The sequence below is a fragment of the Streptomyces sp. NPDC004126 genome (assembly GCF_050275515.1).
Lineage (GTDB): Bacteria > Actinomycetota > Actinomycetes > Streptomycetales > Streptomycetaceae > Streptomyces.
In genome coordinates, this window is sequence record NZ_JBNNPF010000010.1 from 188,336 (window position 1) to 199,845 (window position 11,510).

General features: G+C 71.6%; 9 protein-coding genes and 1 pseudogene. 6 read left to right on the top strand and 4 right to left on the bottom strand.

Annotation, left to right across the window (positions count from 1 at the left end):
* The first annotated feature begins 192 nt into the window (after window positions 1-192).
* From ACQKM2_RS12800 to ACQKM2_RS12810, 3 genes are read left to right on the top strand one after another with little or no spacing between them, the layout of a single operon-like run.
* Window positions 193-1,503 carry an aminotransferase class I/II-fold pyridoxal phosphate-dependent enzyme gene (locus ACQKM2_RS12800; protein ID WP_427708980.1) on the top strand — a complete coding sequence of 437 codons (1,311 nt, stop codon included), beginning with the start codon at window positions 193-195 and terminating at the stop codon, window positions 1,501-1,503.
* A gap of 49 nt (window positions 1,504-1,552) precedes the next feature.
* Window positions 1,553-2,446: a dihydrodipicolinate synthase family protein gene (locus ACQKM2_RS12805; protein WP_427708982.1), complete on the top strand. Its 894-nt coding sequence runs from the start codon at window positions 1,553-1,555 to the stop codon at window positions 2,444-2,446.
* Between the two features lie 11 nt (window positions 2,447-2,457).
* Entirely contained in the window at window positions 2,458-3,714 is a 1,257-nt protein-coding gene (locus ACQKM2_RS12810; RefSeq protein ID WP_427708984.1) for an MFS transporter, read from the top strand.
* Between the two features lie 351 nt (window positions 3,715-4,065).
* On the opposite strand, the gene ACQKM2_RS12815 is transcribed toward ACQKM2_RS12810, so the two are convergent.
* Window positions 4,066-4,638 carry a TetR/AcrR family transcriptional regulator gene (locus tag ACQKM2_RS12815; protein WP_427708985.1) on the bottom strand — a complete coding sequence of 191 codons (573 nt, stop codon included), beginning with the start codon at window positions 4,636-4,638 and terminating at the stop codon, window positions 4,066-4,068.
* Between the two features lie 91 nt (window positions 4,639-4,729).
* Here ACQKM2_RS12815 and ACQKM2_RS12820 point away from each other — a divergent pair, with 91 nt between their 5' ends.
* Together ACQKM2_RS12820 and ACQKM2_RS12825 are read left to right on the top strand one after the other, a co-directional pair.
* Window positions 4,730-5,008, top strand: a complete 279-nt coding sequence (locus ACQKM2_RS12820) for an antibiotic biosynthesis monooxygenase family protein (RefSeq protein ID WP_427708987.1) — start codon at window positions 4,730-4,732, stop codon at window positions 5,006-5,008.
* Between the two features lie 222 nt (window positions 5,009-5,230).
* Window positions 5,231-5,764 (top strand): hypothetical protein, encoded by a 534-nt coding sequence (locus ACQKM2_RS12825; protein WP_427708989.1) that lies wholly within the window; start codon window positions 5,231-5,233, stop codon window positions 5,762-5,764.
* A gap of 1,032 nt (window positions 5,765-6,796) precedes the next feature.
* Here the strand turns inward: ACQKM2_RS12825 and ACQKM2_RS12830 are convergent.
* Together ACQKM2_RS12830 and ACQKM2_RS12835 are read right to left on the bottom strand one after the other, a co-directional pair.
* On the bottom strand, window positions 6,797-8,842 hold the full coding sequence (locus ACQKM2_RS12830) for a hypothetical protein (RefSeq protein ID WP_427708990.1): 2,046 nt from the start codon (window positions 8,840-8,842) through the stop codon (window positions 6,797-6,799).
* Window positions 8,843-9,072: 230 nt separating this feature from the next.
* On the bottom strand, window positions 9,073-9,816 hold the full coding sequence (locus ACQKM2_RS12835) for a phosphate/phosphite/phosphonate ABC transporter substrate-binding protein (RefSeq protein WP_427708992.1): 744 nt from the start codon (window positions 9,814-9,816) through the stop codon (window positions 9,073-9,075).
* A 505-nt stretch (window positions 9,817-10,321) separates the two neighbouring features.
* Here ACQKM2_RS12835 and ACQKM2_RS12840 point away from each other — a divergent pair.
* Entirely contained in the window at window positions 10,322-10,891 is a 570-nt protein-coding gene (locus tag ACQKM2_RS12840; protein WP_427708994.1) for a hypothetical protein, read from the top strand.
* Between the two features lie 470 nt (window positions 10,892-11,361).
* On the opposite strand, the pseudogene ACQKM2_RS12845 reads toward ACQKM2_RS12840, so the two are convergent.
* Window positions 11,362-11,510 (bottom strand): annotated as a pseudogene (locus ACQKM2_RS12845) (IS5 family transposase); the annotation flags it as partial.

An 11,510-nucleotide genomic window follows, 5' to 3' on the forward strand; every position in this document is an offset into this window, starting at 1 on the left:
CTACGCCCACACCCGCGCCGCCGCATCGTCGTTCCAACGGATTTGGCGACGTTCGGGCGGCCGACGCAGAGCCCGTTGAGGGACATTGGCCTCGACGACGAGACGTGACGTGACGTATGTTTGGCATAGGACAAACTTTGGCCTAGGACGTATCCAATCCTTCTCTTCTGGTGGAGCGATCACGTGGGCATCATGGGCACAACCGCGGCCGAGATCGCAGGGAGTGTGCGGGACCAGGTGGCAGCAGGCGAGCTGGTCCCGCACGCGAGTCTGCCCCCGGTGCGGGTGCTCGCGGCTGAGCTGGGAGTCAACCGGAACACGGTCGCACTTGCCTACCGGCGGCTGGTCGAGGCGGGCGTGGCCGAGACGCGGGGCCGTGGAGGCACGGTGATCGCGGCGGTGCCGCAGCTCGCGCGGGAGGGCGTCGCCGTCGGTGGCGACCACGTCGACCTGGCCAGTGGCAACTCCGACCCGCAGCTGTTGCCCGACCTCCTGGCCGCTGCCCGGCGAGGGGAGTACATCCAGCCGCTGTACGGCGTGCCCGCCAACGACGCCGGGCTGGATGCCTGGGCGCGTGAGGACTTCGCCGAGGACGTCGATCTTCCGTTCCGCACGCTGGTGACGCACGGGGCGGTGGATGCCACCGAACGGCTCCTGAACGCTCACCTCACCCGCGGGGATCTGGTGGCGATCGAGGACCCCTGCTTCCTCGCGAGCATCGGCACCCTGCGGCTGAACGGCTACCGCTCGGCGCCCGTCAGGGTCGACGGCGCCGGCATGCGCCCCCACGCATTGCGGGCCGCCCTTCAGGCCGGTGCCCGCGCGGTCGTCTGTACTCCCCGGGCCCACAACCCGACCGGTGCGAGTCTCACCGAGGAACGGGCGGCCGACCTGCGGGCGATCCTGGCGGAGCACCCCCAGGTCCTCGTGATCGAAGACGATCACTTCTCAGCGGTCTCCGCGCGGCCGTACCACCGGGTCACGCCACCGAGCAGCACACGCTGGGCGTTGGTGCGGTCCGTGTCCAAGTTCCTCGGACCGGACCTGCGTCTCGCCCTCGTCGCCGCCGATGCCGAGACCGCCGCGCGCCTGGAGGCGCGGCTGAGCGCCGGCACCACATGGGTCAGCCGTCTACTGCAGCACATCACCCGCGAACTCCTCCTCGACCCGCGCGTCCACGAACTCCACGAACGGGCCCGCGAGGTCTACGCACAGCGCAGCGGCCTGCTCGTCGAGCGGCTGCACGCCCACGGCATCGACGTGCCGCACCGGCCCGACGGCCTGAACGTCTGGATCGAACTCGACGTCGACGAACGGGCCGCGGTCACGGCCCTGGCGCAGCGGGGTTGGGCGGTGCGGCCGGGCCACCTCTTCGCCCCGGACCCGGCCCCCCGCCAGGGCGCGATCCGGATCACCGCCTCCACCATCACCGAGCCGCAGGCCGACACCTTCGCCGCCGAACTCGCCGAGGTCGTCGCCGAACTGCGCTCTGCGGCCGACTAAAGCTCACCCCCTCCCACCCACTTTCCCACCCACTGCAAGGAGAGCCATCGTGTTCCGCGGCCTGAGCGCCTTCCCCCTCACCCCTACCAGCGAGCAGGGCATCGACACAGCGGCGTACGCCGCGCTTGTCGCCCGCCTCGCTGCCGCCGGCGTGGACTCCATTGGCGCCCTCGGCTCCACCGGCGGCTACGCCTACCTCACCCGAGAGCAGCGCGCGCACGCCGCGAAGACCGCGGTCGAGGCCGCCGACGGGACACCGGTCATCGTCGGCATCGGCGCGCTGCGCACCTCTCACGTGCTGGAGTTGGCCGAGGACGCGCAGAAGGCGGGCGCCTCGGGCGTGCTGCTCGCCCCGATGACGTATCAGCCGCTCACCGAGGACGAGGTGTTCGGCCTGTACGAGGACGTCACCCGCGAGCTCTCCGTGCCGCTGTGCGTGTACGACAACCCCGGCACCACGCACGTGCACTTCACCGACGAACTGCACGGCCGCATCGCGCAGCTGCCGAACATCGGCTCGATCAAGATCCCCGGCGTGCCCGACGACCCGCGCCAGGCCGAGCTCCGCGTCGACGCGCTGCGCGCGCTGATCCCCGACACGGTCACCATCGGGGTGAGCGGCGACTGGATGGCAGCCCGCGGCCTGAACGCCGGGTGCGACGCCTGGTACTCGGTCCTCGGCGGCACCTTCCCGCAGACCGCCCTCGCCCTCACCCGCGCCGCCCAGGCCGGACAGGCCGCAACGGCCACGGAACTGTCCGAAGGACTCGAACCGCTGTGGGCGCTGTTCCGCCGTCACCGCAGCCTGCGCGTCATGTCCGCCGCCGCCTCCCACCTCGGCCTGACAGGTGAACCGAACCTGCCGCTTCCCCTGCGAGGACTGGACGAGACCGCCCGCCGCGAAGTCGTCGCCACACTGGACGCCCTCCGGCTCACCTCCTGAGCACCGACCACATGAGCCACGAGCAGCACACAGCCGCCACACCGACCACGCCGGGAGCCCCGGCCACGTCCGGAAGAGGCAGCGGCGGCCTGGCGCGCTACGTCATCGCCGCGGCCCTCGCCCGCACCGCCGACGGCGGAGCCGTGGTCGCCGTCGTCCTGCTCGTCACCGCATCCGGAGGCTCCGGGACACTCGCCGGAGCACTCGGCGCCTGCATCACCGCCCCGCACCTGCTCGGCCCCTTCGTCGCCCGGCCCCTGGACCTCGCCCAAGACGGCCGGAAGGTCATCGCGGCGGCCTGCCTGCTGTACGCCACCGCCCTCACGGCAGCGGTACTGACGTACGGTCACGTCCCCGCAGCGCTGACCGGGCTGACGCTGGCCGCGGCCGGTACCTGCGGACCGCTGCTGACCGGCGGGATCAGCAGCCGGCTGCCCGCCATCGTCGGACCGCGACAGCGCACCCAGCGGCGGGCCCAGGGCTGGGACGTGGCCACCTACGGCATCGGCGGCACCGCAGGGCCGTCCCTGGTGGCCGCCCTGTCCGCCTGGGCCTCACCCGCCGCGGCTGCCCTCGCACTCGCGGTGGGGGCGGCCACGGCGGCAGGCGGCGTCCTGCTCCTGCCGTTCACCGCGCCGTCCCACGGCGGCGACAAGAAGGCGGTCCTCAAGCCCGGAGCGACCCTGGCGCTCATCGCCCGCACCGGCCGCCTTCGCCGCACCGTCTACCTGACGATGATCGTCGCCCTGAGTGTTGCCGCACTGCCGATCACCGCAGTCCACATGACGAAGATCCTCGGCATCGAGCCGGCCACCGCTGCGGTACTGACCGCCGCCTACGGCCTCGGCAATCTCACCGGGTCCGTAGCCGTCATGCTCTTCCCCCTCACCGGCGCCCCGGACCGGCTGATGCGCCGCCTCGCCCTGGGCGTCGTCGCCGGTCTCCTCACCGTCACGGCGAGCCCCGCCTTCGCGGTGTCCGTCGCGGCCTACGCGCTCACCGGGATCCTCAACGCCTTCTTCTTCGCCTCCACCCTCGCAGCCCGCACCGAATACGCACCGAGCAGGGCACGCAGCCAGGTCTTCATCTGGGTCGCGGCACTGAAGATCACGTCTGGATCCGCTGGAACGGCGTTGGCCGGCTCTCTGACGGGCGTGAACGTCAGACTGCCGCTCGCCGTCGGGCTCCTGGCCGTCTCTGCTGCCGTCGTTGCCGCGACCGTTGAGACGCGCTGCGCGAGAGCCGACGAGAAGCGCCCGTGGCGGTGACGAGCCGACCGCCTCCCAACGAACGGCGCATCGCGGCATGTCACATAGCCGCTTCGCCACGGGGTCGCCCCCGAAGAGCCGGCGGCTGGCCGACCGTGTCCGCGCGCTTCGAGGAGTACGGGCTGACGGCCTTCTGGACGCTCGTCCCCGTGACCACGGACCCGGCCAAGGCCCGGGATCGGCTGTTGGAATCTTGTGTTCGTGTCTGACACTGCGGCCGGCCGCCGAGGTGTGCCGGGACATGTCCGGCGAGGCCGTGCCGGGCGATGTCGGCCTGGCAGGGCCTTCAGGTACGCCTTTGGCTCCGTCCCTGACCCGCCGGACCGTCCCTGATCGAGGACTGCTCGGGATTCAGGGGTTGAGGATCAGGCTGGCGGCACGGTCGAGAACCTCGGCCCGGGTGCGCCCCTCATGGTCGGCGGCGAGGGAGTGCTGTCCGATCGCCATGCAGAAGGCGATCAGGCTGCGGGACTCGACCTCGTCGGGATCCGAGCAGAAGGTGCCGATCATCTCGCGCAGCAGGGCCATACGCCGGTTGTCCACCCGCCGCAGGCGCTCGGAGACCGCCTGGTCACGCCGGGCCCAGTCGCGGACCGCGAGGTCGATGGGAAGCAGCCGGTCACTGGAGAAGGTCAGCACGCCCGCACGCCGGATCTTGGTCTCGGGGTCGCCGCCCTCGCGCTCGACCCGCTCGATCACCTCGTCGGTGCTTTCCCGCTCCCAGGTGTCGAGCATCGCTTCCAGCAGAGCGTCGCGGTGGTCGAAGTGCCCGTAGAACCCGCCCTTGGTGACGCCGAGCCGCTTCGCCAGCGCCTCGACCCTCACGGCGTCGGGACCGCCGTCGGCCAGCGCCCGCAGGCCTTCCTCCACCCATCTGTCGCGCGGTGTCCGGGGAGCGCCCACGATGTGTCCCACCTCACTCATCCACCGAATATACGCAACCGTACATTCGATCTAGTCTTACTTATACGCAAGCGTATAACGCCTGCGGCGATCCCGAGCGAAGGAGAGCATCGTGAAGATAGGAATGGTGGCGTACCACTATCCGCATCCTGCCCACCGCGATGAGTTCATCTCGCGCGTCCACCAAGTCCGCGAGGTCATGCTGCGCACACCGGGATGTCTCTCGGGTGAGTGCTGGGTGTCCGGCGACGCGGTGATCTCGATCGTGCAGTGGGAGTCCGAGGAAGCACGGATCGCGGGGCTCGCCGCCGTTCAGGAAGCGGGAGTAGACGTCACCTACGACGAGCGGGAATCACGCCCCCGCACGATCGTTCCGCTCGAGGCGGCCTGACCCACTCCACCACCTGCCCGGGACCGTCCAGCGGCGGATCGGCGGCGGGCTCCGGCGCTGGCGTGTTCAGGAGGGTCTTGCGTGTGATGGGCAGGTTTTCGGTCTCCGCGTCGGGTGCGCCGAGGCGGGCGGTGAGGTCCTCAATGGACGCGGCAGTGCAGACTCGCTCGCGTCTTCGTCCCCGGACGACAGCGCAATTCCCAGGAAGGTGAAGGACGCCGCATGCTGAAGCAGGGCCCCGAAATCCGGGAGCGGAGACGAGTGCTCACCAGAACGTTGCCAAATGTGCCCCGGTGGGCGCGGATTTCGGCCCATCTCGTGCCCATCATCACACTGCCTTCCGGGCTGTGGCGGATCGCTCTGGTCGCGGGGCTCCCGGTGGACAACAACGGCCCCCTCCTCTGGTGGGAACCGGCGTACATCACGTTGCTGACCCTCGTCTCCGAAGGCGTTGCGCTGCTGACGCTCGGTCTCATCCAGCCGTGGGGTGAGACCGTGCCCCGCTGGATCCCGCTGCTGGGCGGACGGCGGGTCGCCCCATCGGCAGCTGTCATACCGGCGCTGCTCGGTGCGGCGGCCTTGATCGCAATCACGACCTACGGCGGACTCGTCGCCATCTTCGGCTCCAACCCCTCCATGGGTTCGCCGGCCAAGGACTGGTTGCTGGTTGTCTGCTACGCACCGCTGTTGGCCTGGGGCCCGTTGGTGGCAGCGGTCGCCCTCTCCTACTACCGCCGCCGACGCGTTCAGACGTAACAACCACTTCACAGGGCGGTTCGTGAATGCGCCTTCACGTCGCAGTTCGTGCTTCTTTCGTCCGCCCACGGACAGGTACCGGTACGAGCGTCCTGCGACGTCGATCCGCAGGGCGCGGCCGTGCCGGCTCACGGCCAGGCTCCGCCGCTTCACCTTGGCCTCCCAGCCATCGGTCTGCAGTTCCATTTTGGCCAGGCGTGGCCGCCCGCCGTATTCGATGCCGCGGAAGACCATCGACGGTACGCCCTGCCCCACGACTTCGGAGGCGTAGTACGTGCCGTCGTACAGCGACTCCACCGGGTAGCGCAGCTCCACGGGATCGAAGCCGTCCACCGTCCCGGACCACATGTGCGTCGCCATCCTCCCGGCGTACCCGTGGACTCCACCCGTGTACGCCGGCTCGAACCGACCCATCGGCGGCGGGGCGGCGCCTGGGCGGCCGGGGGCGGGTTGGCCGGCCAGGCCTCGGCGAGGTGGCGCTCGGCGACGGTGGCGGCGCGGAACAGCAGGCCGACGGCTTCGAACCGCTGTCGGGCGGGAGTCCGGTCGTCGAGGTGGGCAGCGGAAGCGGTCAGCCGGCCTTTGCCGACTCCTCGGCTCGGGCTCAGGTGCCGGCGAGGCGGTAGGAGTCGGTTCCGGTTCCCATGATGGTTCCCTTGAAGCGGGTCGGCGCCTGCCCAGGTGTCCCGGGTCCTGCCGCTGCCCGGCAGCGCCGATGAGCACGTCGGCCGGCACGGCCGGGTATCCCGGCCGCCGGGCGCGGCGGGCGGCCGGCCGGCCCGGCGGGGGCCGCGCGGTACGCAGTACGGTGTCGGGACCGTCGTGGACGGGGAGCGCGGTCCGGTCGGCCGTCAGCCGGCGGTCGGCTGTGACCGGGCAGGTCCTGAACCGCCCGGCGCACCCCTACGCCGACTGGGCCTCGCGCAACGCCGCCGCCTTCCGGTGACTTCCCGCCCGCCGGGCACCCGTACTCCGGCCCCGCGCGGGCCACGCCCGATCGCGAGCCGGGTGACGCCGGCCACGGCAGACGCGTCACAGCGGTCGGGGCGGCCCGATCAGCGGGGTGCGCACCGGAGTGGCCAGCCCGACGAAGAGCACCAGCTGGTGCCCGCCCGGGTTCGTCTGGACCGGCACCAGCTCCCAGTTGTTGGTCAGCCACACGTTCCCCGAGGGGTCGATCTGCACCCCCGTGTTGCGGACCAGCCCGTCGAAGCCGTACCCGGCGGATGCGGGTGAGATGGGCTGGCCCGTCCGGTGTCCCGGCGGGCAGGCCCGGGTGCGCACTCCACACAGCCGGGTCACCCGCTGCCCGGAGAAGTCGGCGACCCACACCGTGTCCGAGCCGTCGACGGCGATCCCCCAGGGCAGGGTCAGGCTTCCCGTGGTGAACGGCTGGGCCGGCGTCGACCCGTCCGGCCGCACCAGGGTCACCGAGGCTCCGGCCGCGGGCGGCCCGCCCGCCGGGCCCACCGCGTCCGCCATCTCCTGGGCGGTGCCGTCCTCACACGGCACGGGAACGGCACCGCTGTTCGACACCCACTGGTTTCCGAGGCTGTCAGAGGCGATCCCGAGCGGCCGCCGCAGCCCGCCGCCGGTCACGGTGCGCTCCAGGCTCCCGTCAGGGGCGAACACGGCCACGCTGTCACTGCCGTTGCCCGTGACCCAGGCCCGTCCCCGGCCGTCCAGCGACACTCCGAACGGCTTCACCAGCGCGCCGCCGCCGACCGGGATGTTGTGGGCCCGCCCGGGCCGCCCGTCGGGGACGCGGGTGACGCTGCGGCTGCCGCAGTTGGCCACCCACAGGGTGCCGTCGCGCCCGGTGAGGGCGCCCTGCGGCTGTACGTAGTCCCCCTGGCGCCACCCCTGCGGCGGGGACAGCGTCCGCCCGCGCGCGTCGAACTGCGAGACGCTGCGGAACAGCGGGTCCGGGTCCAGGGCGCAGCCCTGTCCCTGGAAGCCGAAGTTCGCCGCCCACACGTCACCGTAGCGGCCGATCGCCACCCCGTATCCGGCTCCGTACAGGCCTCCGCCGGCGTACGGAGCGCCGGGCGCGTCTCGGCCGTCGGGGCGCAGGCGCAGCAGCTCGTGGCCTCCGCAGACCGGGTCGTGCGGATCCGCGCCGTAGACGTAGTTGTTGACGATCCACGCGTCGCCGCCCCGGTCGAACGCGATGTTCCCCGGCCCGTCGACCTCGTGACCGTTGCCCTCGTAACGCAGTGCCAGGGTCCATGCCGCGGGCGCCGCGTCCAGCGCGGGCAGGTACACAGGGCGGCTGCGCGCCAGCGTGAACACGCGGTCGGGGTGTGTGCCCGGCGCGCGGGCGATGTCCGCCACCGCCTGCAGCGTGTCGCGGGGCCGCTCGCCGCCGGCCGGCCGGGCCGCCGCGAACAGCTCCGAACAGCCCCGGGTCCGCGCCGTGCACGCGGCGACCGCGTCGGCAAGGGAGTTGAAGGCCCGCAGGGTCGACGTCTGCCCGCCGTTGGGCGGGGCCGCCAGGAAGCGGGAGATGCCGCCGGTCGTCACGTCCGCGAGGTTGTGCGCAACAGACGCGGCATTGCGCGGACCCGGCCAGGGGCCCGCGAAACCGCCGTCCCGCGTGAACTGGGCCAGCGCGAACCCGGCGGCGACCGTGGTCCGCTCGGTGACGGCGAGCGGCCGTCCGGGCCCTTCCGGCGCACCGGTCAGCACGGCCGCGAACCGTACGGGAAGGGCGGCGTGCCCCCGGCCGGAACCTCCGGCGGCTCCGTCCGCGGGAGCGGCGTCGGCTGTCACGTACACCACGGCACCCGGGTCCCGGGGCTCCGCGTACGCCACCCGGAACCGGCCCCCGACGTCCGTGACGGCCCCGCCCAGCCGACGGGGACGCTCGCCGAAGCGGGTGCCCGCCTGGTACACGGTCACCTCGGCGCCCGGCACGGGACCGCTGCCGCCGCGGACCACCCCGCCGCGCCGCACCTGCGCGCCCCCGCCCGGCCCGGGGTCGCCCGAGGCCTGCCAGGTCCCGGCCGCCACGGCGACCGAGAGCAGGGCGGCGATCAGGGCCGCCCGGTGATGTCCACGGTGCGAACGGATCCGCATGCTTCTTCCTCCCGGCCGCGGGGCACGATCCGCGCCAGCCTCACACCCCCCGCCCCGCAGCGCCGGGTTCCCTCCCCGCTCCCCGCCCGCGATCCGCCCGTACGGACCATCCGCACCTGCGGTCCGGATCTCAGGAGCGGAGCCCCGCCGACAGGTGTGACGGGCGGCTACGGCCGTCGAGGGTGCCGACGGACCGGGTGGCGGAGCGAGGTGAGCGCTGGGGTCCGGAATCAGCAGGCGATCGCGTCCTCGGCGATCCGGAACGTCCTCTCGACCGCCGAGGCGTCATACGGAGCGAATCCGGAGAAAAGCACCGAGTCCTTCCGAGGCGTTCTGTAGCTCAGCAGGAAATCCAGGACAGCCGAGCGCAGCTGAGGCGGAGCCTCCTTGCCGGCGATGAAGAGGGGGGTCGGCAGGTGGTCTCTCCGGGCGATCACGCGAGTTCTCTCGGCGTTGGCCGGGTCCTTCAGCCACACGTCTTCCTGGATGAAGGTCGCGTCCGCCGAACCCGTCACGACCGCCTCCACCTGACCCTCGTAGGGCGACGTGGTCACGAGTTCGCCGAAGAATTCGTCGATCCGGCTCCCCAGGTCGTGAACCAGCAGAGCCGGTGCGAGAAAGCTCGTCGTGCAGAAGCGGTGGGCTATGGCGAGCCTCTTGCCGCGAAGATCAGCGGCCGTGGTGACGGTGCTGTGCGCGGGGACGACGAGCAGGCTCGGGATGCCGGTGGTGCCGTCCGCCGCGTAGACGGCACTGGCGATCGGCGCGTACGTGGGGTCATTGCGCAGGTGGAAGTAGTTCAGCACGGGAAGGTATGAGAATGTCGCCGCGTGGATTTCCAGCTGCTTCGTGAGCGGAGCCATGTCGCCGCGATATCCCGTGACGTGAATTCCGTACGTCCCGACGAATGCGGACCATTCCGGCGAGTCGACTTCGAGCCTCAGATTCGCGTCGTACAGGAATGTCGGATCCATTGATGCTCCCTTGTAAGGCGAAACTCCCCCTCCAGTCTTGCCCCTCACGGAAAAGTGTGCACGTATACGCCGCGCAGCGCGCGACTCGCCGCATGAGGGCGGCTACGAAGACACCTGCCACCAGAGGTCAGGACGGCGGCGGCGAGCAGCATCTCGGTGAGCGTGCCGTCGATCACGTCCTTGGCCGCCCCGCACCACGCCGCACACTTCGACCGTCTGCGCGACGGCGCGGCCGCGGTGACGGTCCTGCCGTACCGGCAGGCCTCCGGACGCCGCCGAGGCCGTACCGGCCTGACCTGCCGAGCGGACGGCCTCCTGACGCCGTACGCCCACCAGCCCGACCGCGGTACGGCCCCGGGCGCGCCACCGGATCGGACGGGCTCGGGGCGCCGGACGGCCCGGGCGCGGACGAGGGAGGCCCCATGCCCCAGCCGCCCGTCCAGTCCCCACGCTCCGACGACGGTCCTCCCGCGGACCACGTCATTGTCCTGTTCCGCGCGACAGCATGCGGCCGCTGGACCCCGCCCACGTCGTCCGGGGCCAGTACACCGGCTACCGCGAGGAGCAGGGCGTCGACCCTGCCTCCGACACCGGGACCTTCGCGGCGCGGCGCCGCGCCGGCATCGACAACTGGCGGTGGGCGGAGGTCGCGTTCCACTTCCGCACCGGCAAGGCCCTGGCCGCAGGCCGGCACGTGGTGACGCTCGGCCTGCACGAGCCGGTCCTGCGGATGTTCCCGCTGGACACCCGCACCACCGCCGGCGGCCGGAGCAACGAGCTGGTCATCGACTTCGGCACCCCCGGCCCGATCACGGCCCGCCTCCTGGCCGAGGAACCCTGCCCGTCCATGCGGCTCGCCGACGCCGCCCCGCTGCTCGACGCGCTCCCGCCGGTCGACCCGTACGCCGCCGGCAGCTGGGACCCGGCAGGCATCGAGGCCCGCGTCGCCCCCTGCCGCAGCCAGGCGTCCCTCCCTGGTCCCGGCCGTCTCCCCCGTATCGGTGGGACGCGCCCCTACCCGAGGCGGATCGGCACACTTCCAGGCCCTGGCCGGTCGGGCACATGGGAAGTGTGAAGGGTGACGTACATGTCTTCCGACGAGCGGCATCTTCCTGGCCTGCTCCCGTGCCGCCCACAAGGGTCTCGTGGACGCCGCAAGCGGCCTTGCTTCTGTAACTTGCCCTATCGGTGGGCGAGTCGGGTGCGCCCCTCGATCCCCGTGCCTGTCCCGGAGTTTCCTGCCGTGCGAGGTCGGCGCGATCCACGCGCTGGTCGACGAAGACCAGCTGGTGCTTTGCACCGGCGCCTACGGCCCGCTTGCGTGGCCTTGACTCCAGCTTCGCCTGGTGCTGATCATGCGATAAAGGACCGATCTCGACGACGAGTTCGGCGATCACATCCGGCGACAGCCCTGTGATCCGCCGATCGCTGATGATCGCTGCACGAGACCCGCTCCCCACCACACGAACATGATCAGGGTTCAAGCCCCAGCACCGCATTGCCAACCATGCATGAGCTCGTTAGAGGTCGTTTTCGTCCGATGTTTCATCCCGGAATCGGGTGTTCTGCGGTTTTCTTCGGGTCGCGCCAGGAGATGGTGTTCTCGCCGGTGAGGCGGCGGGCCATGAGGTCGGTCATGGCGAGGTTCACCAAAGCTTCGGAGCGGGTGGGAAGGGTTTCGTAGTCGCGGGCCA